The organism is Mycobacterium attenuatum, from assembly GCF_900566085.1.
Taxonomy (GTDB): domain Bacteria; phylum Actinomycetota; class Actinomycetes; order Mycobacteriales; family Mycobacteriaceae; genus Mycobacterium; species Mycobacterium attenuatum.
In genome coordinates this window covers 48918-75007 of the sequence record NZ_UPHT01000172.1, presented here as the reverse complement: position 1 = coordinate 75007, position 26090 = coordinate 48918, and the positions used below count along the sequence as shown (strand labels likewise).

General features: G+C 66.5%; 27 protein-coding genes and 1 pseudogene. 8 read left to right on the top strand and 20 right to left on the bottom strand.

Translation table 11 applies throughout. The features are described from left to right. Positions 1 to 59: 59 nt before the first annotated feature. Entirely contained in the window at positions 60 to 1232 is a 1173-nt protein-coding gene (locus EET13_RS27435) for a zinc-binding dehydrogenase (protein ID WP_122445194.1), read from the bottom strand. A gap of 86 nt (positions 1233 to 1318) precedes the next feature. Beyond that, positions 1319 to 3085: a radical SAM protein gene (locus EET13_RS27430; protein WP_244604143.1), complete on the bottom strand. Its 1767-nt coding sequence runs from the start codon at positions 3083 to 3085 to the stop codon at positions 1319 to 1321. Between the two features lie 156 nt (positions 3086 to 3241). Here EET13_RS27430 and EET13_RS31030 point away from each other — a divergent pair. Together EET13_RS31030 and EET13_RS27425 are read left to right on the top strand one after the other, a co-directional pair. After that, a pseudogene (locus EET13_RS31030) lies at positions 3242 to 3532 on the top strand (DUF427 domain-containing protein); the annotation flags it as partial. Beyond that, positions 3509 to 3901, top strand: a complete 393-nt coding sequence (locus EET13_RS27425; protein ID WP_122445225.1) for a hypothetical protein — start codon at positions 3509 to 3511, stop codon at positions 3899 to 3901. The pseudogene EET13_RS31030 and the gene EET13_RS27425, both read left to right, overlap by 24 nt. Positions 3902 to 3910: 9 nt before the next feature. Here the strand turns inward: EET13_RS27425 and EET13_RS27420 are convergent, their stop codons facing one another. Both EET13_RS27420 and EET13_RS27415 read right to left on the bottom strand, forming a co-directional pair. Beyond that, positions 3911 to 4789 (bottom strand): cytochrome c biogenesis CcdA family protein, encoded by an 879-nt coding sequence (locus tag EET13_RS27420; protein ID WP_122445193.1) that lies wholly within the window; start codon positions 4787 to 4789, stop codon positions 3911 to 3913. Then, positions 4786 to 5322, bottom strand: coding sequence for a protein disulfide oxidoreductase (locus tag EET13_RS27415; RefSeq protein ID WP_122445192.1), 537 nt, complete (start codon positions 5320 to 5322; stop codon positions 4786 to 4788). Before EET13_RS27415 ends, EET13_RS27420 begins: the two co-directional genes overlap by 4 nt. A 265-nt stretch (positions 5323 to 5587) precedes the next feature. Between EET13_RS27415 and EET13_RS27410 the strand changes: the two genes are divergently transcribed. Then, positions 5588 to 6433 (top strand): patatin-like phospholipase family protein, encoded by an 846-nt coding sequence (locus EET13_RS27410; RefSeq protein ID WP_122445191.1) that lies wholly within the window; start codon positions 5588 to 5590, stop codon positions 6431 to 6433. Positions 6434 to 6453: 20 nt separating this feature from the next. Here EET13_RS27410 and EET13_RS27405 read toward each other — a convergent pair whose 3' ends face one another. Continuing rightward, positions 6454 to 7038 (bottom strand): hypothetical protein, encoded by a 585-nt coding sequence (locus EET13_RS27405; protein WP_122445190.1) that lies wholly within the window; start codon positions 7036 to 7038, stop codon positions 6454 to 6456. 238 nt (positions 7039 to 7276) lie between these two features. Between EET13_RS27405 and EET13_RS27400 the strand changes: the two genes are divergently transcribed. Together EET13_RS27400 and EET13_RS27395 are read left to right on the top strand one after the other, a co-directional pair. After that, positions 7277 to 8944: a multicopper oxidase family protein gene (locus EET13_RS27400; protein WP_244604142.1), complete on the top strand. Its 1668-nt coding sequence runs from the start codon at positions 7277 to 7279 to the stop codon at positions 8942 to 8944. An 86-nt stretch (positions 8945 to 9030) separates the two neighbouring features. After that, the gene (locus EET13_RS27395) at positions 9031 to 9684 is read left to right on the top strand and encodes a hypothetical protein (RefSeq protein ID WP_244604141.1); all 654 of its coding nucleotides are present in this window, start codon (positions 9031 to 9033) and stop codon (positions 9682 to 9684) included. Positions 9685 to 9692: 8 nt separating this feature from the next. On the opposite strand, the gene EET13_RS27390 is transcribed toward EET13_RS27395, so the two are convergent. The 5 genes from EET13_RS27390 to EET13_RS27370 all read right to left on the bottom strand — a co-directional run bounded on the left by EET13_RS27390 (position 9693) and on the right by EET13_RS27370 (position 13210). Further along, positions 9693 to 10172 carry an MPT63 family protein gene (locus tag EET13_RS27390; RefSeq protein WP_122445188.1) on the bottom strand — a complete coding sequence of 160 codons (480 nt, stop codon included), beginning with the start codon at positions 10170 to 10172 and terminating at the stop codon, positions 9693 to 9695. A gap of 204 nt (positions 10173 to 10376) precedes the next feature. Continuing rightward, positions 10377 to 11051: a haloacid dehalogenase type II gene (locus EET13_RS27385; RefSeq protein WP_211189150.1), complete on the bottom strand. Its 675-nt coding sequence runs from the start codon at positions 11049 to 11051 to the stop codon at positions 10377 to 10379. Between the two features lie 291 nt (positions 11052 to 11342). Beyond that, the gene (locus tag EET13_RS27380) at positions 11343 to 12077 is read right to left on the bottom strand and encodes a Crp/Fnr family transcriptional regulator (protein ID WP_122445187.1); all 735 of its coding nucleotides are present in this window, start codon (positions 12075 to 12077) and stop codon (positions 11343 to 11345) included. A gap of 246 nt (positions 12078 to 12323) precedes the next feature. Beyond that, positions 12324 to 12902, bottom strand: a complete 579-nt coding sequence (locus EET13_RS27375; RefSeq protein ID WP_122445186.1) for a carboxymuconolactone decarboxylase family protein — start codon at positions 12900 to 12902, stop codon at positions 12324 to 12326. After that, the gene (locus EET13_RS27370) at positions 12899 to 13210 is read right to left on the bottom strand and encodes a carboxymuconolactone decarboxylase family protein (RefSeq protein WP_122445185.1); all 312 of its coding nucleotides are present in this window, start codon (positions 13208 to 13210) and stop codon (positions 12899 to 12901) included. The genes EET13_RS27375 and EET13_RS27370 overlap by 4 nt, the downstream gene beginning before the upstream one ends. 133 nt (positions 13211 to 13343) lie before the next feature. Between EET13_RS27370 and EET13_RS30680 the strand changes: the two genes are divergently transcribed. After that, the gene (locus EET13_RS30680) at positions 13344 to 13487 is read left to right on the top strand and encodes a hypothetical protein (protein ID WP_168991173.1); all 144 of its coding nucleotides are present in this window, start codon (positions 13344 to 13346) and stop codon (positions 13485 to 13487) included. Positions 13488 to 13509: 22 nt separating this feature from the next. Here the strand turns inward: EET13_RS30680 and EET13_RS27360 are convergent, their stop codons facing one another. From EET13_RS27360 to EET13_RS27330, 7 genes are all read right to left on the bottom strand, one after another. Further along, complete coding sequence (locus EET13_RS27360; protein WP_168990910.1) at positions 13510 to 14487, bottom strand: SDR family NAD(P)-dependent oxidoreductase; 978 nt, start codon at positions 14485 to 14487, stop codon at positions 13510 to 13512. 57 nt (positions 14488 to 14544) lie between these two features. Beyond that, a complete protein-coding gene (locus EET13_RS27355; protein WP_122445182.1) occupies positions 14545 to 15258 on the bottom strand; it encodes a cutinase family protein in 714 nt (237 codons plus the stop codon). 67 nt (positions 15259 to 15325) lie between these two features. After that, the gene (locus EET13_RS27350; RefSeq protein ID WP_122445181.1) at positions 15326 to 15499 is read right to left on the bottom strand and encodes a CsbD family protein; all 174 of its coding nucleotides are present in this window, start codon (positions 15497 to 15499) and stop codon (positions 15326 to 15328) included. 103 nt (positions 15500 to 15602) lie between these two features. Beyond that, positions 15603 to 17405 carry a PPE family protein gene (locus tag EET13_RS27345; protein WP_122445180.1) on the bottom strand — a complete coding sequence of 601 codons (1803 nt, stop codon included), beginning with the start codon at positions 17403 to 17405 and terminating at the stop codon, positions 15603 to 15605. Positions 17406 to 17475: 70 nt separating this feature from the next. Then, the gene (locus tag EET13_RS27340) at positions 17476 to 18537 is read right to left on the bottom strand and encodes an NAD(P)H-dependent amine dehydrogenase family protein (protein ID WP_122445179.1); all 1062 of its coding nucleotides are present in this window, start codon (positions 18535 to 18537) and stop codon (positions 17476 to 17478) included. Positions 18538 to 18624: 87 nt separating this feature from the next. Then, a complete protein-coding gene (locus tag EET13_RS27335) occupies positions 18625 to 19755 on the bottom strand; it encodes a hypothetical protein (protein WP_122445178.1) in 1131 nt (376 codons plus the stop codon). Next, positions 19752 to 21071, bottom strand: coding sequence for a hypothetical protein (locus tag EET13_RS27330; protein ID WP_122445177.1), 1320 nt, complete (start codon positions 21069 to 21071; stop codon positions 19752 to 19754). Before EET13_RS27330 ends, EET13_RS27335 begins: the two co-directional genes overlap by 4 nt. A gap of 84 nt (positions 21072 to 21155) precedes the next feature. On the opposite strand from EET13_RS27330, the gene EET13_RS27325 reads away from it, so the two are divergent. Next, positions 21156 to 21575: a hypothetical protein gene (locus EET13_RS27325; RefSeq protein ID WP_122445176.1), complete on the top strand. Its 420-nt coding sequence runs from the start codon at positions 21156 to 21158 to the stop codon at positions 21573 to 21575. A gap of 3 nt (positions 21576 to 21578) precedes the next feature. Here EET13_RS27325 and EET13_RS27320 read toward each other — a convergent pair whose 3' ends face one another. From EET13_RS27320 to EET13_RS27310, 3 genes are all read right to left on the bottom strand, one after another. Next, positions 21579 to 22952, bottom strand: a complete 1374-nt coding sequence (locus tag EET13_RS27320) for a CHAT domain-containing protein (protein WP_122445175.1) — start codon at positions 22950 to 22952, stop codon at positions 21579 to 21581. Continuing rightward, on the bottom strand, positions 22949 to 24682 hold the full coding sequence (locus tag EET13_RS27315) for a hypothetical protein (protein ID WP_122445223.1): 1734 nt from the start codon (positions 24680 to 24682) through the stop codon (positions 22949 to 22951). Before EET13_RS27315 ends, EET13_RS27320 begins: the two co-directional genes overlap by 4 nt. 62 nt (positions 24683 to 24744) lie before the next feature. Beyond that, complete coding sequence (locus tag EET13_RS27310; protein ID WP_122445222.1) at positions 24745 to 25182, bottom strand: lipoprotein LpqH; 438 nt, start codon at positions 25180 to 25182, stop codon at positions 24745 to 24747. Between the two features lie 179 nt (positions 25183 to 25361). Here EET13_RS27310 and EET13_RS27305 point away from each other — a divergent pair, with 179 nt between their 5' ends. Further along, the gene (locus tag EET13_RS27305; RefSeq protein ID WP_244604140.1) at positions 25362 to 26090 is read left to right on the top strand and encodes an enoyl-CoA hydratase/isomerase family protein; all 729 of its coding nucleotides are present in this window, start codon (positions 25362 to 25364) and stop codon (positions 26088 to 26090) included.

Sequence of the window (26090 nt, the reverse complement as noted above, 5' to 3'; positions counted from 1 at the left end):
TTTTCGACTCCGCCCCAGAACTAGCCGGCTGGGGGGGCCACACCGAACTCACACCGCGGTCAACCAACGGGTTGTGGGCTCGCGGCGCTGCTCTTGGGGTCGATCAGGATTTTCGCGTGCGCCTCGGGGTCGCCCAGCGCGTCGAATGCGGCCTCGACACCGGCCAGCCCGACGGTCCCGGTGATCAGCGGATCGGCGTTGACCTTGCCGTCGGCGAGCATGTGCAGCGTGTCGCGAAACTCGAGCGGGGTGTAGCCGAGCACGAACCGCAGGTCGATTTCTTTGTTGATCGCCATCGCCGGGCGGATGTGGTCGGCGCCCATGCAGACCCCGACCACGACGACGCGGGAAAACAGCGGCGCGCTCGCGATGATGCCGTCGATAATGCCTGGGACACCAACGCATTCGAAGATGACCGGATGCTTGGGCGTGGCGGCACCGGCCGCTTCGGCGACGCGCCACAGGTGCCACCAGGGCAGCCGCAGCCGGTGCAGCTTTTCGATCGTGCCGACCGCCAGATCGAACGCCTCGAGGATGCCCTGCAAGTGCTTGCGGCTTGCGTCCGTCGCATAGGGGCAGTCCTGCGCCGGGTCGACGACGGCGTCGGCGCCGCAGACGGTGGCCAGCGCGCGCCGGCCCGGGGAGAAGTCGCTCGCGATCACGGTGCGTACGCCGTGCGCCTTGAGCATGCAGATCACCGCGAGTCCGATGGGGCCGCAGCCGATCACGATCGCGACGTCACGTTTGCTGACGTCGCCGCGCCGGACGGCGTGCCAGCCGACCGCCATCGGCTCGGTCAGCGCGGCGATCTCGGGCGGCAGGCCGTTGGGGACGGGAAAGGTCAGCGACTGCTCGACGAGCAGTTGCTCGGCGTAAGCGCCCGGTGCCATTGTCGACAGCCCGATCCCGTGCACCTCGTTGCCGCGTCGCAGCAGTGGCAGGGCGACAACCGGGGTGCCGGGCCGGGGGGCCTTGCGGGTGCCGGGACCGTAGTCGACCACCTCGCCGCAGAACTCGTGTCCGAACACCACGTGCTCGTTGGAGCGCATGAATGCGTGGTAGCCCGATTCGTCCATCACGTCGGCGAGTTCGTCGCAATGGAAACGGGCATGCAGGTCCGATCCGCAGATGCCACACCTGCGGACATCGATCAGCAGCTGGCCTTTGGCCGGCTTTGGGGCGGGCTGTTCGACCACTTCGAGCTTCCCGTTGTGGCAGGTTAGCGCTCTCATCCTGAGACAGCCCTTCCGGTCAGGTTGATGTCCTTGTCGGGCCAACGTAAGCCTCGACGAACCGGCCTGTCACCCCCGGGGCGTCATCACCCGAGCTCGATCACGCCTTTTCCGCGATCATCAGCATGTATCCGAGTCGTCCGGCTTCGACCTCGGCGCGCGCCAGTGCGGTGACCGCGCGGGCCGTGTCCGGTTGGATACCGTTGTCGGCCAGCATCTTTGGCGCAGCCATGGCCAGGGTGGTGAGCCGCGCGTCGATGCGGTCGATCATAGCAGGCTTTGATTCGTTGCGGCGGAAGCGTGATGGGCGCGGGGTGCTTGGGGGACGGGTGTTTTCGGTCGAGCGACTGCTTGGACCCGCGTGGGGAGTCGGCCAGCAGGCCGGCCAGCGGCGCGGCGTTGGGCACCATATCGGGAACCGCCACCCCGGTGAGCTGCTCGCGGACCTGCTCGCGGTAGCCCACCGAGTTGTAGGCGCAGAACGGGATCAGCCGCCCGTCCGGAGTAAGTTGCTGCACACAGCATTTCATCAGTTGTTTGACATTGAGGGTGTAGGGGTCCTGGAAGTCTTGGATGACGATGGCGAACACCCGATCGGTGAGATTGGCGAGCGCCTCGGGCAGGTTGATGCCGCAGGCGTTGGCGCAATCGAGCGCTGCTGCCGCCTTCTGTAGCTGTTCGATCGTGGTGTCGGTGCCCAGCACGGCCGACGCCGACCACAACTTCTCCAGAGCCTCGCGGATCGCCAGGTCCGGGATCACCCGGTTGGACACGTAGTCGAGGTAATCCTGCACGTCGAGCAGCCGTGGAATCGGTACCACGTGTTCGCCGTCGGTGAGCAGATAGGTGATCGAGCGACAGGTGGGAAAACAACACGGAACCGGGAAGAAATCGTCGGCGCGGAACCAGTCGGGAAGCTGGGCCGCGATGCCGTGCACGATATCGGAATTGGTCAGCCGGGTCAGAGGGTCGAACTGCAGGTGCCGGCCGGCGTGGGTGACCGGCTGGAATACCACCGACTGCACCGCGCGTTGGCCCATACCGTGCCGGATGACGGCGCCGAGTTCGTGATCGTTGATCCCGCGCTCGACGGCGGCTACCAACGTCACGGTCAGGCCCGCCGCTGCGCAGTTGTCCAGCGCGCGGGCCTTGATATCCCGCAGATCACGGCCCCGGATCTGGCGGTGGGTTGCTTCTTCGAGCCCGTCGAACTGCAGGTAGATGTGCACCGGGCGACCCGGTTGGTTGCGCTGCGCGAGGCTGGCGACGAACCGTCGATCCGATGCGAGGCGAATGCCGTTGGTGTTGATGATGACGGTCTTGATCGGACGGGCCTGGGCGACGTCGACGAACTCGAGAATCTGCTTGTGGATCGTCGGCTCGCCGCCGGAGAACATCACGACTTCGGGCTCGCCTTCGGCGGCGACGAGTGCATCGAGCATCTTCTCGCATTGCGACACGGTCAGGGCGTAGCCGTCGGGTTGGTGACCGGAGTCGGCGAAACAGATCGGGCAGTCCAGGTTGCAGTGCGTGTTGACTTCGATCAAGCCGAGGCAGGCGTGCTGTTTGTGGTCCGGGCACAGGCCGCAGTCGCTGGGACAGCCGTCGCGGACCTCGGTCTTAAACTGCAGCGGAATGGTGCCGGGCTTGTTGAATCGTGTTGACTCCACGTACATCTGAGCGTCTCCGTACACCAGAGCCTCGAACTCGCCATGGTCGCGGCACCGCTTGCGCAGATAGACCTTGCCGCCGCGGACGTTGACCTGGGCGTCGATCACCACCTTGCATACCGGGCAGATGCTCTTGGTGTATTCGAGAAATACCTCGTCGCGATCCCGCTTTATTGTCGTCACTGGTGCCCCGCTTCCCATCGGCCCGGTAAACCGGGGTAGCTCATCACGTCGGATAGCGTGCCGACGCGCAACTGTCATCAGAACTACAGTTCGGCTGCGCGCCGCACCGCAATAGCGTGCAATGGCGGCAAGGATGATTGCAGGAGGTTGACCGAAATGATTCGTGCCGTGTGGAACGGGACGGTGCTGGCTGAGGCGCCGCAGACCGTCCGCCTGGAGGGCAATGACTACTTCCCGCCGGAGTCGCTGCGGCGCGAGCACCTCGTCGACAGCGGGACCAAGTCGATATGCCCGTGGAAGGGCCTGGCGCACTACTACACCGTATCGGTTAACGGCGATGTGAATCCGGACGCGGCCTGGTACTACCCGCGTCCCAGTCCGCTGGCGCGCCGGATCAAGAACCACGTCGCGTTCTGGAACGGTGTGCGCGTGGAAGGCGAGCCCGAAGAAGCTCCTGCACCGCCGCGCTCACAGGAGGGTGACCGGCTGCCGATTTGGCGCATCGGCATCACCGGCGGTTTGGTCGGCATCCTGTGCTGCGTCGGTCCCACCGTGCTCGCGATGTTCGGAATCATCAGCGGTGCAACGGCATTGGCGTGGGCAAACAACCTGTACGGAAACTATGCATGGTGGTTCCGGCTGAGCGGACTCGGTGTCCTCGCGCTGCTGGTGTGGATCGCGCTGCGGCGACGCAATCAGTGCAGCCTCGGCGGCGTGCGCCGGTTGCGGTGGCGGCTGGCGACCACCCTGGCAATAGCGGCCGGCACTTACGCGGTGTTGTATGCGGTGACGACCTGGCTGGAACGGTTCGCCTGATCCGCGATGTCAGTCGTGCGGTGCGCTTCTGTTATCAGATGCATTGCGGCAGAGTAGTATTCGCCATCCGACGGCGGTCACGGTGAGCGCGGCGAGGACGCCGAGCATGGGCCATACCCCGAGCGCGTCGACGTGGCGGACCAGCCAGCTTTGCACTGTGCCCGCGGCCGCGATGACCGGATCATCTGCGCTGGCGTCGCAAAGATACAGGGAAATCTCGTAATAGCCGTAATACGTCACGTAGAGCCCGGTGAGCAGCAGCAGGGCGCCGGCGATGCGCCCGACATGGGGCAGGATACGGCGGAGCCCGCCGGTTGCCGAAGATCCGACGAAGGCCACGGTCAGTGCGGCCGCCCCGACGGTGATGGCCATGCCACTGGCGTAGACCAGAAATGCCAGCACGCCGGTGACCGTTGAGCCGTGCCGAAACGTCGTGCTGATCAAGGCCAGAAACGGCCCGATGGTGCACGACAGTGAGGCCACCGCGTAGGCGACACCGTAGCCATACATCGAGCGCAAGCGTGCCGTCGGCGCCCCGCCGGACAGCTTCGGCGTGATCACCGCGATATCCTTGCCGGCCAGCAGCCAGATCGCCGATGCGATCAGCACTACACCGATGACCACGGTGGCAACCGGAAGATACTTCTGCACCGAGGCGATCAGCGGCGAAATCAGCAGGCCGAACAAGCCGAATACGGTGAGGAAGCCAGCCGACATGACCAGTGTGGCCGATCCGGCGCGAACTAACGCCATTGGGCGGGAGGTGGTTTGGCTACCACCGGCAATCACCAATCCCAGATAGCCTGGCAGCAAGGCGAATCCACAAGGGTTCAGCGCAGCCACCAGCCCGGCTCCCAGCGCGAAGCCAAGCGGCGCGGTGTCGATCATTGGCCGGCCAGGGCGGCTATCCGATTGGTCAGCTCGAGCTGTGTCAGGGGACCCTCGACGACGTCGATGTGGCCGGCCGCGCCGACGAATGCGAACGCCGGCTGCGCCACCACCCCGAACCTTGCCCAAATCGCAGCATCGCTGTCGGCCAACTGCGGGAAGGCGCCGAGCTGGTAGCGGTCGACGAATTGCCGCATGGCCGGCAGTTGGTCCTGCGCGGCCACCCCCACGAAGGCCACCGACGGATGCTCGGCAGCAACCTTGGCCACCGTCGGGGCTTCCCGCTCACACACCGGACACCACGGCGCCCAAAACCACAGCACCGCAGGCTTGCCCAACAGGCTTGCGCCCGAGAATGGCCGGCCATCGATGGTGGACGCGGTGAACTGGAGTTGCGTTGGCACCGGCGCATGGGAGCCGGCCGGACCGGATACGGCACCGGCGGGCACCGTGGGCGCCGCCGTCGAGGCCGAGCCGCAACCGGCCACGGCGACGACCAGGGCGGCAAGCGGGGCAAGCAGGCGCGTGCCCATGACGCGACGGGACTGCCGAGTGGGCGCTGCCGGCCCGAGGGCTGGTCGACCAGCCGCCCGCCGGCGCCGCGCCGAAGCGGTCAGGGACGAACGATTGCTACTCATCACCTGGTCAGCACAGCCGAAAGGCTCGACGCGAGCTACCCGTTGGTCAGCATGCTGACAGTCATCCCCATGATCGCCACCGCTCCATCGCGTCAGGTAGATCGAGGTCGGGCGCCTTCCAGCCGCCGGAGATGTCATTAGGCGTGCTATTAGGTGGACTATGACGACAGCGTTTGTGCTCTCCGGCGGCGGAAGCCTTGGGTCTATTCAGGTGGGGATGCTCCTTGGTTTGGCCGAGAGCGGAATCGTCCCGGAACTGATCGTCGGCACGTCCGTCGGAGCCGTCAATGGTGGTTGGGTGGCGTCGCGTGCCGATGTCGAGGGGATCCGCGCACTGGCCGACCTGTGGCGGTCGTTGTCGAGACAAGACGTGTTCCCCACCCGACCGATCGTGGGGCTGCTGGGTTTTCTGGGGCTGCGCTCCAACCTGGTCCCCAACCACGGCCTGCGGCGGCTTCTCAAGGACCACCTGCAGTTTCCCCGGCTTCAGGATGCGCCGGTACCGCTGCATGTGGTGGCCACCGACGTCCTGTCGGGCCACGATGTCCTGCTTTCGTCGGGAGACGCGGTCGACGCGATCACGGCCAGCGCCGCCATTCCCGCCGTCTTTCCGCCGGTGAACATCGACGGTCGCGAACTGATGGACGGGGGGGTCGTGAACAACACTCCGCTGTCGCACGCCGTCGCGCTGGGCGCCGATCCGATATGGGTGCTGACCACCGGCTACCCGTGTGCGCTACCCAAGGTGCCGCGGGGGGCGCTGGCGATGGCGATACACGCCTTGACCCTCGCCATCAACCAGCGCATGGCCCTCGATATCGCCCGCTATGAGAAGTCGGTCGACCTGCGGGTCGTTCCGCCGCTGTGCCCGCTGGGCGTTTCGCCAATAGACTTCTCGCACACCGCCCGGCTCATCGAGCGGTCCCATGACAGTACCCGGGAGTGGCTGGCGTCGAGCCGGCCCACCGTTGGTCAGGCGAACTTGCTTGCGCCGCACCGACATTGACCACCGCAAGGCCGGCAGCCTCAGAGCGCTGGTTCGTATGGTCGGCGCGGCCACGTCGGACTGCGCTCCGGATCGGAGTCCCGGGTCACGTCGGTGCGGGCCTCGTCGCGGGCGGTCGCAGGAAGGGAGGTATCGGTGCACCACCACGCATCACAAAGCTTGGCCCACCATTGCGGCACGGGTAGCGGAGACGACCCGCAGGTGACCACCCCGTAGGTATCCGGGTCGCCGGGAGATCCGGGCGTCGACGTCACGTATTGGTCCACCATTGCGGCGACGTTGTTGTCGATGTCGATCTCGCAGTGCACGTTGCCCGAATACGGCGATGGGATGCTCACTTGCATACCAGCTTTCGCTGGATCGGCCAGCATGGTGTTGGTGGTGAATTCGCGGCCGGTTGCGCTCAACGGGGCCGTGGCCGTGTAGGTGTCGTTGACCATGTAGATCGCCCGGGCGCTGGAAATCGGTGCGTCCACCTTGACGATGTAGGTCACGTTGTGCGGGTTGTGTGGGTCGGCCTGTGCGGCCGTGGGAGTCAGCAGCCAGCCCATGGCGGCGACCGTGACAGCGGCGATCACCGCCCAGCTGCGCGTGGTGGTGATCATGACGGCAGACAATACGCTCCCGCGCGCCATGTCGGCCAGGTTTTTCGGGCGTTGCCGCAGCCCCGGCGAACGCAGTCCGGCCGCTATTAGAGCGCGCGACTTCTTTCAACCCAATAGTCATGTGGATAACACTCTTGCCATTCCGCTTCTGGCCCGGATAACGATGTAAAAGAACGGCTTCTGCACACCGCTTTCGTGGGTTAGGCTCGGCGGACTTCCACGACGACAAGGATCCGCAATGGAATCTGCATCCCTCCGGCGTCGCCTGCGGCAAAATCCATTGGACCGCAGGACATTTCTGGCCCTGATGGCTGTCGCGGCCGGCGCTGGGGTGATCAGGAGCGCCGGTCCGGCGCGAGCCGGCGGCGAAGAGCTTCGCGATTTGCCCGAGGTGTCCAGCGAGAACGGCGTCTTGGACTACACCCTGGAGGTCGTGACCAACCCGGTGGAGCTGGGTGGTCGTCAATTGACTTTAGAGACGTACAACGGCCAGTTTCCCGGACCCATCCTGAGGATACGGCGGGGAGACAACCTACGAATTCTGCTCAAGAACCGCATCGTTCCGGTGGGCATCCCCACGAACAACGTGTTCATGGTGCCCTACTGCGCCTCCAAATCCAACGACCCGCGTTTCGACACGCGCCGTGCCTGCATGCACGATTTCTGGAATAGGTGGGAGCGCAGGGCGACGATCTTGCAGGAGCTGGTCGACACGAACCTGCATACCCATGGGCTACAGGTGTCTCCGGAGGACCCCGGGGACAACGTGGGACTTCAGCTGGGACCGCTGCAAGACCACCAGTACAGCTACAACATCGCCGCCAACCAGCCGACCGGACTGCACTGGTACCACCCCCATTTCCATACGGCGACCGCCCATCAACTGTGGAACGGGCTGTCGGGCCCCATCATCGTCGAGGGTGACATCGACGCGATACCCGAGATTGCCGAAATGCGAGAGCGAACCATCGTCGTCAACGAGATGTGGATCGCCGATGACAGCGCCGAGGTGCCGTTCGCCGTCGTGGTTCCCATGGCGGGCCACGCGCCGTTCGAATCGATTCCTGCGGTGCCGTCGTCGATGTACTACCCGCTCAATGGTCAGTTGCTGCCCGACATCAGCATCAAACCGGGCGAGGCGCAGCGCTGGCGGTTTCTCAACGCGTGTCCGCATCGGTCGATCTGGCTGCACGTCGAGGGTCACACTTTGCACCAAATCGCCACGGACGGAACGCCTTACCGAGCCCCGAGACCACGAGCGAACATCATGCTGGCGGCCGGCAACCGCGCGGAGTTCATCATCAAAGGGCGCGAGCCGGGCAGGTACCGGATCTACGCCGCAGCCTACGACCAAGGCCATCCGGGCGGGCCACGCCCGTCAATGCCGCTGGGCACCTTGGTGGTCAACGGGAACAAGGTCAACAGCCGGATGCCGACGACTCTGGTGGATCCGCCGCAGATGCCGAACCTGCCGATCGCCCGGCGCCGCACCATGGTGTTCTCCGGAGACATCACCGGCCGGACCGGCATGGGAGTGCAATTCCTGATCGACGGAAAGGAATTCGATCACGAGCGGGTCGACACCGAGGTCGAGGCGGGCACCATCGAAGAGTGGACGCTGATCAATGAGGACGTCTTTCAGCATCCGATTCATATCCATGTCAACCCGTTTCAGGTCGTCGACATCCACGGAATTCCGCCCGGCGACACCAGCTGGCAGACGGAACCGGATGTGTGGTGGGACACCTTCCGGCTACCCCCGTTCGGCCGGTACACACTGCGCATGTACTTCCGCCCCGACGTGACCGGCATGACCGTGTATCACTGCCACATCCTGCCGCACGAAGACAGAGGGATGATGGGCCTACTCATGATCGATCCGCCCGGACAGCATGCGATGGAGTGACCATGCGCCGCCCAATTGTTGTCGCAGTTGTGCTCTCGACTTTGTCGGCCGTCGGCCTGGCAACCGCTGACCCTTCGATGCAACCTATGGAAAGCGAAGGTCGTTATACCTTCAACCAGCAGCATCGGGACAATCTGAGTTGGTGGAACCGCACCTGGGTGCCACAGCTGGTCCCCAAGGGCGCGCTGCTCGAAGTGCAACTTCCCAGCGACCCGATCCATTGGATTCCCTATGGCGAACCGGACTGTCAGCCGAGCCCGGGGTGGGACTGGGCGGAAATCAGCGGATCGTGGTACCCGGATGGTCCGCCGCGGCATCAACGGGTGGCGGTGGAACTCGAAGGTCAGCACACCGTTCCCAATCAGAACCGCTACCGGGAGTCGGCGAACCCGTATGAACTGCCCGGCGTGTACATACCCTTCGACAAACGGGTGGACGGCAGCTCGACCATCACGATCTTCGACTACCACCTGGTGCCCGGACCCTCCGACGATTATTGGGCGGGACGGGGTTTGGCCACAATCTGCCTGCGGCCCGACCCGATCCCAGAGGACGTCCGAGTGCTGGGCTTTCCGCCGGACACCCCGCCTACCTACGTGTTGACGCTGGTGGTCGGCGTGCGGCAGGCCTCCTACGGGGGCGGCTTGCCGCCGACCCCGCTGCCCCTGCCGCCGATGGTCAGCCTCGAGCCGCCCGGGCCCTCAGCGCCGCCTGAACCCGCTGCCGAAGAGCATGGCTAACGGCAGCTTTATGGCCCCCAAATCATGAGGTCTTCCATCCCGTTGTTCATCGTCACGGTGGTGGGCGACGGGCCGGTGACGTCGAAGTGGATTTTGCCGGTCGATTGTGCGCCTTCGGGAATGGTGGCTCCGCTGATGTTGGAAGGCGAAGAGACAAACCACAGAACTCGGTAGGCGGCTTGGTCGGGGGCGACGGCATTGAACTGCGAAATGGCCGGAGTGACGCTGCCCCGAATGGCCTTAACGGTCGCTGTCGCCTCCCAAAGCTTGCCGGTCGCCTGATAGCCCGGCGTTTCATCGTTGCTGGGCTGGAGGTTGCTGACCTTCCAGCTGAGAGCGACCTGACCGACGGTGTCTGTCATTGTTAGTTCGCTGCCGAGTTTGCCAACCACAGGATAGGCGGCTGCCGCAGTCGGCGCACTGCTCACACCGGCAGTTGCCACGACCATGGTTGCGGCTGCCGCCTGTATCAGCGTGGTAATTTTCATGGTGTTCTCCTTGGTTGTTGGGGCGACAACGGTCTATATATAAATCACGCTTTCGGAAAACAACCACCGTTTTCAACAATTGTTATCCGGTGCGACCGGCGTCGCGACCGCACAACAGTGGTACCGCGTGGATAGGCGGCGATGGACCTGAATTCGCCGGGGGTGCATACTCTCCGCCTGGCGACGACCAAGACCAAAGCAATGTCAGGCCGGTGTCAGCAGCCGGGTAACGACATCGACGAGGTCGGCGCCGACGACGTCGGCAGGGGCGAAGATCTCGGCATAGTGGCCATCGGTGCGGCTGGCCCACCCAGTGGTCCAGCCGGCGCGCTTGGCGCCGTGGCAGTCGAAGGCGTGTACTGCGACCAGGGCAAGTTCGTCGGCTGCCCGACCAATCGCGCGGGCAGCGTGGGTGTAGACCAGCGACGCGGGTTTCCAGCTGCTTACCTCGGCCACGCTGATGACCTGATCGACGTAGCGCCGGAGGTTGGTGCGGACCAGGAAGTCCGTGGTGGCCTCGGCGGTGCCATTACTCAGGCAAGCCATCGAGATTCCGGCGTCGGCAAGGGTTTGCATAGCGGGTTCGGCGTCGGCATGAGCGGGCAGTTCGCCGAAGCCTGCCATGACGTAAGCCGCAGCGTCGTCGTCGAGCTCACCTCGGGCCAGCGTACGCAGCGCCGCAGCGGCAACCACTGGGAACGGCTGGTAGTCGCCCGCCGCCGTCAACGCGATCCCGTCGCGCAGCAACCGATCAAACCAGCGTTCGGCCAGCGCATCGGTCAGTCCGACGTCGGCGAAGCGGGATTGCAACGGTGCCAGCGACATCAGCGTCTCGACGACGTCGAACACCACCGTTTTCGGCCGATGCGCGATGTTCAATGCCTCACCTTCCCCAGAAGCGACGAACGCCCTAACTTACGGTTCTGACGCCGGGGCATCTTGCGCCGGCCAACACTTGAGCGACGGCCGGCGGCTGCCCGGCGAAGTCAGGGGTCACGGCGGTAAAGCGGTGCTCGGCGGCTGCGGGACGGCGGCTTCGCCCATGCGAGTTGCTCCTTCATGACAGCCGATGGATACCCAATCCGGACGCGGCCATACCAATGCGACGAGCAAGACACTCGATGACGGCTGCGGACGCCAGCGGACAACTCGGCAGCCCGGATACGAAAGTCATTGCGCGCGAGCCCGCAACTCACCCTCGTCGAGGATCTCGATGACGGCATAACCGACCCGGATCAGCTGGTCACGTTCAAAGTCCTTGATCACCTTGTTGATTGACGGACGCTGAACCCCCAGCATGGCCGCGATCGTGCGCTGCGCCAGCTCGACGCGGCCCTCAACAGCCTCATCGAGCAGCAGCTGCGCCAGTTGCGCGGACAGGGGCCGGCCAAGCAACCCGATCAGCCTCGCCTGACTGGTCGACACCCGCTGCGCCACGCTCGACAGCCAACGCCGCGAAATCGCCGGGTGCGTGGCGAGTAACCGATCGAACGCCTGCCGATCCAGAAACAGGCAGCTGGAATCGGTGAGCGCCCTTGCGGTGTAGGGCGGTGGCATGTCGAGAAGCAGCGGGATGTCGCCGTCGACATCGCCTGGCCGGAGCACATCGACCACCACCCGCCGCCGCCCGGAGCCGACCGCGAGCTCGATCCGGCCCTGCCGCACAATGCACACCCCGCTGGCGGCGCGGTCAGCCAGAAAGACGACGGTTCCCGGAGAAAAGTCTTTGGCTTGCAGGCTTTCGGCCAGCGCCGACACGTCTTTGGGGTGCAGTGGCGCCGACGCTCCGCGGCCCACGCACCGTGCCACCCAGGCCGCGTGCCGCACCTGCGCCTCCGAGACCCGCTGGGCGCCGCCCAGCGATTGCACGAGATGTCTGAGCGGACTCGCGGGGTGGTCTGACATCGCGCCTCCTTGATGCACCGCCGATCATGTCACCCGGGTGGCGATCCTGTCCGCACGGGGCTGTCGGGATCCCGGCCGAACCTTGGTGACGTGACGGGGTCCCGGCGGTCCGGCCACGGGCTCACGCGGTCACTGCGCGGCTGGTTGCTCGGCCGGATCGGGTGGTAACTACCTGTGCCGCAACCGTATTCGCCTAGACTCGTCGGCTCTGCCGCGGCCGCGGTGAAACAAGAACAGCGAGTTGGCTCAGCGGTAGCCAACCCTGAGCAGCACGCGAGCGTTGAAAATACGGCCGGAGGCTGTCGGTAGCGCGAAGTCGAGACCGTCGGCGACCCGATTGATCGTGTTGAACAACGCACAGATCTCGATCGCATCGCGGATAGCCTCGGGACCGACCCCGGCGTCAAGGACCGCGCGCACATCGCGCTCTCCCACGTCGTCGGGCGTGCGGGTTAGCTTTTCCAGCAGGCCCAGGGTCGCCCGTACCCGGTCGTCGATTGCAGCGGTACGCCAATTGCGTAGCACCGCAACGGTTGTGGCGGGTTCGAGGACAGCCGAAGCGACCGCTTCGTGAGTGGTGGCACAGAATTGGCAACGGTTTTGCTCCGAGACAAAGGCCGCGAAGAGCTCGCGCTCTCCGACGGTCCACGGTGACGTGCCCCGCATCAGCGCCTGTGCCAGTGCGAAGAACGGCTTGCCGAAGAAGCGCGGTCGGTAATAGCGCATCTTGATGATGTCGGGTACGTCGCGGCCGGTCACGGTCTGCAACAGCGCGAACACCAGACGGGTGGCAAAGCTGCCGCGCGCGACGCTGTGCAGCCTCACCGCAACGCCTCGTTGAGGGCGGACACACCTGCGCGCAGGCGGCTGTCACCCGCGCCGAGCGATGTGGCGATGGTGACCTCGAATATCTGCTCCTCGGAATAGCCTGCTTCGCGCATCCGCTCGACGTCGCTGTCCAGCACGCGGTAGGCATGCCGGCGCAGCTTGCCCGCATACGCCGCCAACGGCTCGGGCAGGTCATCGCCGTGGTAGGCGGCCCGTCGAAGGGCCGGATCCGTATCGGCCGGGGCCTCGAGAACGGCCCGGCGAAGCTGTTCCCGCAGACGTGGGTATCGGCCGCTGATCGACACCTCGCACCCCTTTGTTCGTGGGCCGGCTATGGGCGCCGGTGAGGCTGACCTTAGCCGGGGTGTTCCCGCTACGGATGCCGTTCAGCGACGGGACACACCCGCGGCCAATGGCCCGCCTGTCACCATGGACTACGTGACCACCGCGATTGTGGTGACGGTGCTGGCGCTGGTAGGCCTCGGCATCGTGATCAACGAACTTCTCCGGCTACGCACGTGGCTGAAGAATTCGCCTACCCCGCCCCCCGAGGGGGAAGACGCAGACCCCCCTGGCGGTTAGAAGACAATCTCGCTGCAAGCCGCTAAGCCCGCAGGGCGGCGACCGTATCGGCCAATGTCGTGCGTGGATCGCGATAGGTGATGCCGAGTTCGTGTTCGGAGGGGGAGTCGTCGGACTCCGGCATCTGGGTGTAGTACTGCATCCCGGCGGCGGTGAACGGGTTGTCGAACGGCAGGTACGGACCGGCCAAGTCCAGCAGTGTCCCCGCGACGCGCAACACGGTGTCGGGAATCGGGACGCTCATCATCGGAGTCTCGGCCACCTGGCCGAGCATCTCGGCCAACTCCGTCACCGGAATCCGGTGTCCGCCCGCCATGTAGCGACGGGGCCCACGCCCCGGTTCCAGCAGTGCGGCATGCACCGCGGCCACATCGCGGACGTCGATCACCAGCCACGCCGCCCGCCGGCCCGGAATGGTGTGCATCTGCAGCGCCGCTTTGACTCCCTCGCCGGCCTCACCGAATTGGTCGCCGACGGGCGGCCCCAGAACCATGCCCGGGTAGGTGATGTTGACCGGCGCGCCAGCGTCCTGGAGGCCGCGGGCATAGATTTCGACCTGCGCTTTGGAGGTTCCGTAGCCGTCGGTGCCACCCACGACCGGCAGGTCGGCGGTCAGCGTCTCCAAGGCGGGATGAAAGAGCGCTGTGAAACTGGATACGTGCACGATGGGATCCAGCCCCAGTTGGACGGCCTGCCCGAGGACATTGCGGGCACCCTCCATGTTGGTGCTCAGCATCTGCGGAGTCTGGCGCGGATCGGTGGCGACCAGTGCGGCACTGTGTACGACGGCGTCGCATCCGGTCAGCGCCTCACGCACGGAGTCGCGGTCCTGGATGTCTGCGACCACGAAGTCCGATACGTCGACACCCAATGTGGCGACGGTTGTCTGCAGCTTTGCCGGATTTCGGGCCAGGAAGCGGACCGAATGTCCGGCATCGGCAATGGCCTTGGCGGTCCAGCCGCCGACGAACCCCGTACCTCCGGTTACCAGAACATGCATGGTGCGATTCTGCACGGTGGGCGGGCTGATGTGCGGTCGGGGCGGCCCTAGTCTTTTTTAGAGGTGACGCGCCGCGAAATCGGCGCCTTGAGTTGTCATGCCGTTCATCGCATATGAGACGTGCGCTATCGGATCGTTGCCGCCGCCGCAAATGGCGTCGCCGTTGGCGCACAACTCGATGGTCTTGGGCCGATACAACGGCCCGATGGTGATCGGCGGAGCACCGTACTGGGTTAAGAACTGATCCGAGGGTGTTCCGAAAAGGGTAATCGCGGCAACGTGATTGGCGATTTCAGCCGGCATCGGCGAGGGCACCGCAGCCGCGGGGACGCCGGGCGGCACGGCAGCGGAGGTCACATAACCGGCCACGGCCGCGCCCTGGGAGTATCCGCCCAGGATTTCGCGGGTGCCGGGACAGTTGGCCGCCATGGATTCGATATGTGTACTGGCGTCACGAACCCCGTCGATGACGGTGAGTGGGAAATCGCTGCTGGAAAAGTCGCCGCTGGCCGGATAGTTGATCGCATAGACCCCAAGTGACCTGGAACCGATCTGCGGGCGCAGCGCCTCGACGAAAGACGCTCCGATGTTGCCGATTCCGGGTGGTTCGCCGGTGCCACGGGCGAACAACACCTCGACGTCAGGGCATGGCTGAGCAGACGCAGCCGGGAGCTGGGTTGCCGGATTCAACGCGGCAACCGCGCCGACCACGACGCCGGCTGCCAGTCGGCGCGCCCGGTGCGACTTGTCGGCTAACCAGCGATGACCCATCGCGGTCCACCCCCCTTTCCGGTGGGGATGCCGTTTGGCTCCCGCACTACCGCAGGTCGACGACCGCCTATTTCCGGAAGGCGTCTTTGACCTTCTCGCCCGCATCCTTCAGGTTGGCCTTCGCCTGGTCCACCCGGCCTTCGTCCCTGGTGTCCTTGTTGCCGGTGGCTCTGCCGACCGCCTCTTTGGCACGCCCACCGAAGTCTTCGACCTTGTTCTTCAACTTGTCCTTTGCGCTCATTGTGCCCGCATACCCGGCAATGGGCGAGGATGAAACCTGCCGCAGGCCGCGGCGAGGGCGGGCATCTGGCAGGGCAGGCGGGCTGGATCCCGGACACGACCCGTCAGCGGAAGAAACCCGACTGCCCGGTGCCGGTGTTGAAGCCGCCCGAACTGTTGCCACCCGTGTTATGCAAGCCCGAATTGTTGCCGGTGCCACCGGAATTGAAAAAACCGGAGCTCAACGCGCCACTACCCGAGTTGAAGAAGCCGGTGACACCAAAGCCCGCGCCCGCGTTGAAGAACCCGGTGGCGCGGCCGCCGCCACCGCGATTCCAGAGGCCGGAGTCCAGGCCCAGACCGCTGACATTGCCTATGCCGGAGCTGTTTACGCCGTCGTTGAAGAACCCCGAGCTGCCCGCGTCTGAATTGCCGAAGCCCGAGCTGGGCCCGGGCTGGTCCGCCGAGCGGCCCAGCCCGGTGTTCAGCTCGCCCGCATTGAACAGGCCGGTGTTGATGCCGCCGGAGTTCGCCAGGCCGGTGTTCAACGGGCCCGAATTGAAGTAGCCGGTGTTGATGAAGCCCGAGTTGAAGCCGCCGGTGTTGTGGTTGCCGGAATTAAAGCTGCCGGCGTTGAAGGAACCCCCGTTCGCGAAGCCGGTGTTGTGGTAGCCGCCGTTTCCGAAGCCGGTGTTGACCCCGCCGAATGCTCCGGAACCCGAGTTCGCGATTCCGGTGTTGGTGTCTCCGGAGTTCCACAGCCCCGTGTCGACCTGGCCCGAATTCGCGACGCCGAAGTTGCTGAGCCCGGAGTTGGCGATGCCGACGTTTCCGCTGCCGGAATTGAAGAACCCGATGTTGCCGGTGCCCGAGTTGAACAAGCCGATGTTGCCGCTGCCCGAATTCAGCCAGCCGGCAAGGTTGATGCCGCGCTGGTTGTCGCCGGTGAGCCCGATGCCGATGTTCCCGTTGCCGGTGTTGCCGAAGCCGATGTTGTTGTTGCCGCTGTTGCCCAGTCCCCAGTTGCGGTCGCCGGTGTTGCCGTAGCCGGTGTTGACGTTGCCGTTGTTGCCGGCCCCCACGTTTTGGCTGCCGTTGTTGCCGTTGCCGAAGTTTTGGCTCCCCAGGTTGCCGTTGCCCACGTTGGCGTTGCCCGCACTGCTTGCCGGGCCCGAGTTGCCGAACCCGACGTTGTAGCTGCCGTTGTTTCCGCTACCCACGTTGAAGTTGGCCTGCACGGCGTCGAGGAAATTGCCGTTGCCGCTGCCCAGGTTGAAGTCGCCGAAGTTGCCGCTGCCGAAGTTGGCGTTGCCGAAGTTGCCGCTGCCGAGGTTGGCGTTGCCGATATTGCCGCTGCCCAGGTTGAAGTCGCCGGTATTGCCGCTGCCGAGGTTGAGCGAGCCGATGTTGCCGAGGCCGAGGTTGATCTGTGGCAACTGCGCGGCCACGGCCGAAGCCAACGCATGATAGCCGGACATCGCGGCCGCATCCTGAGCCCACATCTGCTCGTAGCAGGATTCGATGGCCGCGATCGCTGGCGCATTCTGCCCGAACACGTTGGACCACACCAGCGACACCAACCGGCCGCGATTGGCCGCAACCATCATCGGATGCACGGTTGCCGCCCGTGCGGCTTCATAGCCGGCGGCGGCAATCCGAGCTTGACCGGCCGCTTCCGCTGCCGTCGCCGCGGCCGTCGTGAGCCAGGCGGTGTACGGGGCCGCCGCCGCGGCCATCGCCGTGGCTGCCGGCCCGAACCAAGATTGGCCGGCCAGCGCCGCGGTAATGGAGCTGAACGAGCTTGCCGCCGCGGACAATTCGGCAGCAAGCCGGTCCCAGGCCGCCGCTGCGCTCAGCATCGGAGCCGTCCCCGCACCGGCAAAGATCCGCGCCGAAGTGATCTCCGGGGGCAACACCGAAAAGTTCATCCCCGAGACCCCTTTCCGCCCCGCACTCTACGATCGTGGCCGGTGCCGGGGAGCCGGATCGCGCTATTTCCTATTTGCTGCGCGGTACGGCCCCGCGGGGCAGTGTCCGGGGGAGGTCGGTGTATGTCGCGATGCCGGGCGCGGCGGCGACGACGGCCGGGATCGCGTTGACCACGGGCATCGCCGTCATGATGTGGCCGAGCACCATGAAGTCGGCGATTGTTTCGGCCTGGAAGTACGGCGGCGGCAAGAAGCCGATCCTGGTGGTGACGGTCGGTTGCCCGTCGACTTGGATGATCCAGCCGTCCTGGTCGATCTTCCAGTCGGGCTCGAGGGTCTGGCCCTTGCGCCAGCGGACATTGAGCTCGACGACGGTGGCGTCGTCCAGCAAGCCCTGCCAGCTCGCGTGGACGCCCGCGACGCATCCCGCCGGGATCGTCCACGATCCGAGATCGAGGTCCGCCGTGGTTTGGGCGTACTCGGCCACACAGCGCACGTCGTCGAGCTCGATGCCCAGCGCGTCGGCGACCAACCGGACCGCTTCGCCGAAGACGGCCGTCCCGTGCGCGGTCATCGCCGGCAAGTCCGGATGGTCGATCGGCTGGCCGAAGCCGACCGGCTTTTCCGTTGCCGGCGAGTCGTAGAACGTGGTGTCTGCCGCCTCGTTGACGGTGACCTTGTCGATGCGGTCGCAGACCATCGCGGACACGATGGCCAACAGCTCGGCGAAGCCGGGGCTGACGCCGGAGCCGAAGATCGTCGAGCCGCCCTGCCGGCACGCGTCCAGAATGCAGTCGCGGTCTGCGCCCAGGTTGTGCCCGGTGATGAAGGCCGCGGTGGTCACCACGTTCACGCCGGCCGACAAGATGCGCACCAGCTCGCCGACGTCCTTCCACATCGGGTTGTAGACCACACAGTCGGGTTTGAGGGCCAGCAGTGCGCCGACGTCGTTGGTGGCGGCCACCCCCAGCGGGTCGATGCCGCACAGTTCGCCGGCGTCACGCCCGGCCTTGTCGGGTGACCAGGCATAGCAGCCCACCAGTTCCAGGGCCGAGTTTGCGACGATCGCCCGCAGCGCGCTCTTGCCGACATTGCCGGTGGTCCACTGCACGACCCGATGAGTTTTTGGCACCCGCTCAGCATAGGGACGCGGCCTTCCGGCCGACAGTGAATCTGACGCCGCGACCCGCCGGTGGGGCGTCGTGAGAATCCCGGTGGTTCAATACGCTGACTCGCCGGCCAGGATTTCGGCCAGGAAGGCGTCGTCCGGCGGGTGCTCCAATCGGGCGCGCGCCCAGCGCCGCACCCGGTCCCGCGTTTGCCGCGATTCTTCGACATCGGCGCCGATCACCACGGTGATCTGCCGCCAATCGTGGTTCCAGGCAGCCGATTCCGCCATTGCGTGCTGCTGTGCGTCGGCAAGGGGGAGTGCGGCACGTCCGCTGGCATCCAGGGCGCCCGCGCCGCTGATCTTGCCGGAGTGCACCCGTACCGGGATATCGGTGGCCGCATCCGGCCCAATGACGGCCGCGCGGACCACGGCAAGCACGCCCGCAGCGGCCGGCTCGACGCTCCACTCGATGGTGTCCTCGGCCGCGTCGAAGATGCCGGGCGGCACCGCGGCCCAGTTGATCGACGCCACGCCGCGGCCGATCGAGGCCATGCCCCACGGGCTCGCATCGGTGCCGGCGGCCAGCGCATAGTCGTCACGGCGGCCGCTCGGCATGCTGGCAATGACGGTCGAATCATCCACCGCCGCAGACAGTTTCGCCCAGTGGGGGTCGTCGATGCCCACTTCGTCGGCGAGCCGGGCGGCGGCACCCACCAGTTCGAGGACACGCCGATCGCCGGTGCGCAGGTGGGAAAGCAGCGTCGCTGCGTGCGGTGCCAGCAGCGCAGAAACGTCCGAATCCAAAGTGTCGTCGGTGAAGAAAATCTGCACGCCTGCCGTCAGCAACGCGACTTCGGCGTCGAGCAGCGCCCGGTCCAGTCCGACGATGCCGTCGTGCCGGCTGGCAGGCCACCACCGCCGCAGCCAGTGGCCCATCGCTAGCCTGCGCAGTGGGTCCACCGAACCCGACACCATGTCGACGCCGGTGAGCTCGAGGTCACCGTGGGCGTGCGCGGCCAGCGCGGATGCCAGTGCTACGTGCCCGGTTTCGCCGACCACGTGCCATAGCCAATCGGCGCGCGACACGTCGGTGAACGCGATGTGTGTCGCGGTGTCGTCAGGCGGGTCGTCGATGATCCAGGACAACACCGCGCCACTGACTTCCAGTACCGCGGACAGCGGTGCGGTCTGGGTGGCGCGCCCGGTGGTCCACAAGCCGGATTCGGCGACCAATCTCATCCCGCCACCTGCAATTCCAGCATCGATTTGATCCGTTGCCGGTGGTCGAGGCTGACCGAGCGGGCGACGCCTTCCAGCAGGGACCGCACGTCGTCGACGTCGTCGCACGGCTCCTGCCAGACGTCACGCCCATGCAGCCGTGCCCACAGCCGGCTCAGGTAGGGCTGCGGGTAGGCGCCAAGGTCGTCGACCACCTGACGCTGCCGCGGATGGATCGGCCCGCCTTCGGCGAGGTAGCGCCGGGCGTGCAGGACGTAGGCCTCCTTACGCAGCCGGGACTGAATTTGGGCGGCCAGCGCGTAGCGGTTGGTGATCGACGGGTCCAGGGGCGCAAGCTCGACCGCGACCTCGATACCGGCTACCAGCGTTGCCTGTTTGTCCTCGGCCAGCAGTCCCCACGGGGCACAGGCCCGGTCCACCTCCTCGGCGCACAACAGCGGTACATCGGGCAGCGCGTCGCGGTCTAGGGCGCGTCGCAGCGTCGCGCGTACCCGATCCGCTACCGTCCGGTCCAGCGGGCGATCGCTATCGGAGCCGTCGACGACCTGTGGGGGCCGTTGCGGCGCAACGCAACTCAACCCCAGTTTCACGATCGACCACGGCAACGGTGCATCGCCGACCCGGGCCAGCGCGCCCAGGTTGTACGGTGTGGCATCGGCGATGAGGGCGCACCAGACGCGCTGGCGCGCGGCCGCTGCGCTGTGGCCGGTGGCGGGACCCAGCACGGTGCGCAACCCGGCCAGGAATGGCTCGATCACGGTCTCGCCGGCGCGCACGTCGCGCCAACTGCGGCCGAGCTGCGTGGTCAGGGTGGCGACAACCGAGGGATTGGACACATATTCGTTCAGCACTTCGATGGCGGTGCGGTCCCGGCCCTGATGCACCTCACGCAGCACCGCGGCCGGCGTCTCACGATCGTCCGGCGGAGGCTGGCCGTTGGTCACTGCCAGCTCGAAACAGACCGGGAAGTACAGCTCCTGGGCATTCCCGCTGCGAATCCGCAACCGGCGCCGCTCGCGCTTGAGCACCTCGAACCATGCTGCCGCACAACGTAATTCGGGACCGCAGCCGACGATCAGTTCGTGCATGGCCGCGGCCGTTGCGGGGTCGACGACCGGGGCCGAATACTGGGGGTGGGCGCGCAAGCGCAGTACCAGCGGATCGATGATGCGTTTGACGGTCCGGCTCAACGGGCCGCCGTCGTCGCTGCTGAGCACCTCGACACCGGGACCGATTGCGCGCCACGCCCGGTCGATCACCGCCCGGCGGGGATGGCCTACCGCGACGGCCGTCACTAGCTGCCGATCCGCGCTCATCCCGACAGAATAGGGGTATTGGCGGCGATAGTGATAACCCGAAAGTTGGGTTCGGTAGCCGGGCGCACGCCGGAGCCTGGTGGCATGGACACGTCGAAGCTGCCGGCCGTCGTCGCCGAGATCGCGGTGATCGCAACCACCCTGCTGTACCTGGCGTTTCACCAGAGATGGCTGGCGCTGGCCGCCATTGCGCCGGCCGCGGCGGCGGTGGTGTTCGTCAGCCGACTGGCCCGCGGTTCACGGCGGGCAGCAGTGGACAGCCGTACCGTCAGCGTGGGCACGGTGCGCGAGGTCGGTGCCGGGGAGCACCAGATCTGGATCGAGGTGGCCAGCGTGCACGGCGACACGTTCATCGGCCGGCTGGTGCGCGACGACGCCTCCGGCGAACCGACGCTGCGTCCCGGCCTGGTTGTCCTGGTGGCGTTCGATCCTGCTGACCGCGAGGCGCTTTCGTTGCCCGACGACGTGTTGGCGGTCCGCGCGAGTGGCCTGAGCTTTGCTTGATTGTCAGCGCGCGCCGTCAACCGCGAAGGTGACCAGGGCCGCCCAATACAGCGGGCTGGCGCCGACGGCTCCGTCCCGCCAGCGCCGCATCTGTTCGCGCTGCCAGCGGTTGACGGCGCACCCGGCGTCGACGGCCTCGTGGGCGCGGTCCACGGCGGCGACCACTTCGGCCATCGGGTCGGCCATCGGGTCGGCCAGGTCATCATCGGCGCGACTGAATTGGCGATACGCGGCGGTTGTGGGCAGCGACCATAGGGTAGCCGTAACCAGCTGCGCCCCACCGAGAATCATCGCTGCCACCAGGCCGGTAGCCTCGTCGAACTGGTAGTCACCGCCCGACGCGCAGGCCAGCAGCGCCACCCGCGGCGGGATCGGCAGCCGCAGAGTCATCAGATCCGACGCGGTCAGTGGCCGGTGCTCACCGATCGGGGTGGCATCTCCGGTGATATCCGCCCGGCAGGCCAGGTGCAGCGCGGCCCGATCGGCGCGGCCGAGGGCACTGTCGGCCGAACTCGCGTGCCCCACATACACAAGTCGGCTCGGCTGTTGCGTGAGCAAGTCGGCGAGCCACCTGCGGTCGGCATCGCTGCGGCGGAACAACTCGACGGCCGCGCCGACGGCCGGCAGTACCGCGCGGCGGTGCATCAGCTCGCCAAAGTGCCGGGCCAGCGCAGTGTGCTCCGACGGCCGGCCAAGCACCGAACCCAGTGCGGAGTCGGGCCGCTGCCCGGGCACGCGCGGATCGATGACCAGCACCGGCGGCCCGTCGTGACGGGCGTTCCAGCCGGCCGGTGTGCGCGGCGCATGGACGATGTTCTGCGGTACCGCCAGCAGCACGTCGACCAGCTCCATCAGCCGGTAGCCGTCGGTGTGCCCGGCGATATCGGCCAGCTGCCATGGGATGTGGGCGGCGGCCCGGCCGCTGGCGGTGATGGCCTCCTGGCGGGCCCGCACCAGCTCTTCTTTGCTTGGTCCGGATTTCGGCAGCGCCAGCAGGCCCCACGGCACGCGTGCCAGGCGGGCCGTGGGGGCGACGAACAGCAACGGGCGCGGCGATGACACACACTCCGTGAGCAACTGCCATCCCGGCGCGCCGATGAGCAGCACGCCGAGGATGTAGGCCAGCGTCAGCTCGGCATCCGCCGTGGCAAACGGCCCCCTGGCCAGCGCACGTTCGATGGCCTCGCGGCGGCTCTCGTCACCGTGCGGCTCCGGCAACGCGTCGGCGAGTTCGTCCAGAGCCGCGAGCAGGATCGGCTCTTCCACCACCCACGCAACGGTTTTCGACGGCTGACCGACCACCCGCAAGCTGGCGTACGTAGCGATCCCGACGTCGGCATATCGCAGGACCAGAGTCAGCCGATCCGAATCGCTCATGGCCAGGAAGACCAGGCGGGTTCGCCGGCGGTGACGGCGCGGCCGTACCGCTGAAACGCCAGTGCGCGATAGTGACCCAGGATCGGGTCGGCATTCGGCTCCATCCGCAACGGCGGCAACGGGCCAAGCCGCGTCAGTGAGTTCCCGGTCTGTGCCGGCGGGCCGGCGGCCGTGATTGCCAGCTCCGGTTCGGCTTCGGCCAATGCCGTTGCGGTGGCGGTTGATCCCCACTCACCCATTGCGGGACGTTGTGGGGCCGCAGTGAAAGTTCCTCTGGCGCTGTGGTATTCAACCAACTGGCTGACAAGGTCGATGTTGTCCCATTCCCAGGCGACCGCGAAGGCGCCGGCCAGCATGGGTGCCGAGACATGGGCGGCCCACCGGGCTCTCGCGTCTGCATCGGCGATCGAATAGCGCACCGAGTCGACCGCCAACGCCGCGGGCACCTTGAGCTCGGCGGCCTGCTCGAGCTTGGTCATCGCGCCCCAGTATTGCGGGGTGCCGACCTCACCGTGCAAGATGCCGAGCCCCTCGGCCTGCCGCGCCTCGGTCTCCTGCAGCGTCTCTTCTGGGTCCCCGGAGCTGTCGAAGCCCAAGTCCGCCAGCGCGTCTGCTCGCCACACAGTGCCCAGGTGGTTGTCGAGCTCAGCGTACTGCAGCCAGCTGCTGCGTGGTGAGGAGTCAAGCACTTCGCGAGCCTGCGCGATCATCTCGACCGCTTCGCCGAAGCGGCTGCGAAAAATCGGTATCCAGCTGCGCTGCAGCAGAATGCGGTGCAGATGCAGCGGCTTACCCAGTTCACGCCAATGCCGTTCGGCATGCTCCCAGCATTCGTCCGCGGCTTGCAATGCGCCGCTTGCCAACCGGGTGAGGCCAAGGTACAGCCAGCACCGGGCAACGTCATGGGCCCGCGCATACCGGGCGATGACCGGGTGGCTCTGCGATACCAGATGCTCGGTCGTCACGTGATCGCCGACCAGCCAGCTGGCCGCGGCAAGCTCTAATCGCGTTCTGGCCGAGGCTAATTCCCATCCATTTGCCGTTGCCCGGGCACCCGCCCGGCGCAGCCACGGCTCGGCCTCCGACAGGCGCCCGGTCTCGACGCAGAATCTGCCGTATGCGGTGGCCCCGTGCACCCATAGATAGTCGGCATATTCGTCGTCGGGGTCGGTCGGCTGGTTCAAGGTGTCGAGTACCTGTTCCCACAAGTGCAGCGATCTGGGGTGTAGGTCGTCGTCACAGAGTGCATCGGCGCACATGATGCGGGCGTGGGTGATCAGGGACGCGCACTCGCCGGCAAGACCGGGGAAGGGTTCGTCGGAGTCGGTGACCAACGCTGCCAGTTCGGTCCGGGCGCCATCGTGGTCCCCGCGCGCCGCAGCCAGCCCCGTCTCCAACAACTGGGCCCGCCGCGAATACCGGCGCACCATCCGCGCGATCTCGGCGTCGGACATCCGCACCTGACCGGCGGCGTCGGGCATGGTGCCGGCCAGAATCGCGGCGTAACTGGCCACACAGTCGCGGATACGCTGAATACATTCGTCCACACCGTCATTCGCGCTTCGGGCCAGGTAGATCTCGCCGAGCTGCGCGAAGACCTCCAGCATGAGGTCGTCTCGATCGGCCTGCTCGATCCGCGGCATCAGGGACAGCAGCAGCTGCCGGGCACGCTCCTCGTCGGCGGCGAACGCCAGGCGCCGGGCACGTTCGAGCTCGTCGGAAATCGACACGGCTGCATCATAAGTCCGGCCGGCGGACATGGAGGCACGTCCGCCGGCCGGAAGCCGCCACACTAGCCGCACGTCACCTTGATGTTGAAGTCCTTGGTGATCATTCCGGCCATCGGGTTCTTCAGGTCGGCGCCCTGCGCCTGGCCGGTGATGGTGTAGGTCTTGCCGTCCACCGCGACCTTGGCCGAGCCCACCTTGGCGCCCATGCTGTCGCTGACGGACAATGCGTTGCCGTCGACGACCAATGCCAGCGATTCGACCCGCGGAGTCGCCTCGTCGGTCATCACCACCGCCAGCGCCTGCTGGCCGCCGGTGGAGCCGCTGCCGATGTTGATCTTGCCGCCCTGCTTGACGCAGGTCACCGATGCGGGATTCAAGCCGGGAAGATCGGTGCCGCCCACTTGGACCTGGGTTCCGCCGCCGCCGGTGGACACGCTCGATGCCGGGCTGGCCGTGTGGCCGCCGCTGGAGCAGCCCACCAGGGCCGCGGCGCAGCCGATGGTTCCAATCGCAGCCGCGATGACACGTTTCACTGGAGTTCCTTCCCTCATGCGCCGCCCCGACGGCGGCGGCATGGCAGTAAGTAGAAATCCGCTCGGCTGCTACCGATCCCAACTATCCCCATCCATCGAAGGGACCCGGAAGCGCCGCCGCCCAGCCGTGGTGATGGAGTGTCTGTGTGATCGACATCCAGACCCTGGAAACCGTGCACGTGTTGACGCTCTCATCGGGGCGGGTGAACGCGCTCGACGTCGAGCTGCTCGGCGAGCTGACCGACGCCATCCGCCGGTCGCAGGGCCCGTTGGTGGTCACCGGCGCCGGCCGGGTGTTCTGTGCCGGCGTGGACCTCAATCGCGTGCTCGATGGCGGCGCCGGCTACACCGACGGACTGATCCCGGCGCTGTCGGAGGCGTTCGAGGCGCTGTTCAGCTACCCGGGGCCGACGGTAGCCGCAATCAACGGTGCCGCGATTGCGGGCGGATGTGTGCTGGCCTGCGCGTGCGACCGGCGATTGGTCAGCCCGGACGCCCTGATCGGGGCGTCGGAGGTGCGCGTCGGAGTGCCGTTCCCGGTCGCCGCGCTGGAGGTGATGCGTTACGCCTGCGGCGACCGCGCTGAAGAGGTGCTACTCGGCGGCGCCGCATTCCGCGGGGCCGAGGCCGTCGCGCGGGGACTTGCCCACGCCGTCGTCGACGAGGGCCTCCTCGAGGCGGCCGTCGCGGAGGCAGCGAGCCTTGGTGACATTCCGGCCGAGGCGTACCGGCACACCAAGATCCAGTTGCGGGCTCCCACGGTGGTGCGAATGCGCGAATCCGGCGACATCGACGACGGCGTCCGCCGGCGCTGGGGTGCCGAGCAGACCAGGCACGGGATCGCCGACTACCTGGAGCGTCTTCGCCGGCGCTGA

What these genes read in the sequence shown, in the direction of transcription:
- EET13_RS27355 (WP_122445182.1), bottom strand. Translation starts at nt 15,258, where the DNA reads ATGGGTCATCGCTGGTTAGCCGACAAGTCGCACCGGGCGCGCCGACTG.
- EET13_RS27415 (WP_122445192.1), bottom strand. Translation starts at nt 5,322, where the DNA reads ATGGGCACGCGCCTGCTTGCCCCGCTTGCCGCCCTGGTCGTCGCCGTG.
- EET13_RS27395 (WP_244604141.1), top strand. Translation starts at nt 9,031, where the DNA reads ATGGAAAGCGAAGGTCGTTATACCTTCAACCAGCAGCATCGGGACAAT.
- EET13_RS27400 (WP_244604142.1), top strand. Translation starts at nt 7,277, where the DNA reads ATGGAATCTGCATCCCTCCGGCGTCGCCTGCGGCAAAATCCATTGGAC.
- EET13_RS27380 (WP_122445187.1), bottom strand. Translation starts at nt 12,077, where the DNA reads ATGTCAGACCACCCCGCGAGTCCGCTCAGACATCTCGTGCAATCGCTG.
- EET13_RS27405 (WP_122445190.1), bottom strand. Translation starts at nt 7,038, where the DNA reads ATGATCACCACCACGCGCAGCTGGGCGGTGATCGCCGCTGTCACGGTC.
- EET13_RS27335 (WP_122445178.1), bottom strand. Translation starts at nt 19,755, where the DNA reads ATGAGATTGGTCGCCGAATCCGGCTTGTGGACCACCGGGCGCGCCACC.
- EET13_RS27350 (WP_122445181.1), bottom strand. Translation starts at nt 15,499, where the DNA reads ATGAGCGCAAAGGACAAGTTGAAGAACAAGGTCGAAGACTTCGGTGGG.
- EET13_RS27410 (WP_122445191.1), top strand. Translation starts at nt 5,588, where the DNA reads ATGACGACAGCGTTTGTGCTCTCCGGCGGCGGAAGCCTTGGGTCTATT.
- EET13_RS27360 (WP_168990910.1), bottom strand. Translation starts at nt 14,487, where the DNA reads ATGCATGTTCTGGTAACCGGAGGTACGGGGTTCGTCGGCGGCTGGACC.
- EET13_RS27435 (WP_122445194.1), bottom strand. Translation starts at nt 1,232, where the DNA reads ATGAGAGCGCTAACCTGCCACAACGGGAAGCTCGAAGTGGTCGAACAG.
- EET13_RS27390 (WP_122445188.1), bottom strand. Translation starts at nt 10,172, where the DNA reads ATGAAAATTACCACGCTGATACAGGCGGCAGCCGCAACCATGGTCGTG.
- EET13_RS27420 (WP_122445193.1), bottom strand. Translation starts at nt 4,789, where the DNA reads ATGATCGACACCGCGCCGCTTGGCTTCGCGCTGGGAGCCGGGCTGGTG.
- EET13_RS27345 (WP_122445180.1), bottom strand. Translation starts at nt 17,405, where the DNA reads ATGAACTTTTCGGTGTTGCCCCCGGAGATCACTTCGGCGCGGATCTTT.
- EET13_RS27330 (WP_122445177.1), bottom strand. Translation starts at nt 21,071, where the DNA reads ATGAGCGCGGATCGGCAGCTAGTGACGGCCGTCGCGGTAGGCCATCCC.
- EET13_RS27320 (WP_122445175.1), bottom strand. Translation starts at nt 22,952, where the DNA reads ATGAGCGATTCGGATCGGCTGACTCTGGTCCTGCGATATGCCGACGTC.
- EET13_RS27325 (WP_122445176.1), top strand. Translation starts at nt 21,156, where the DNA reads ATGGACACGTCGAAGCTGCCGGCCGTCGTCGCCGAGATCGCGGTGATC.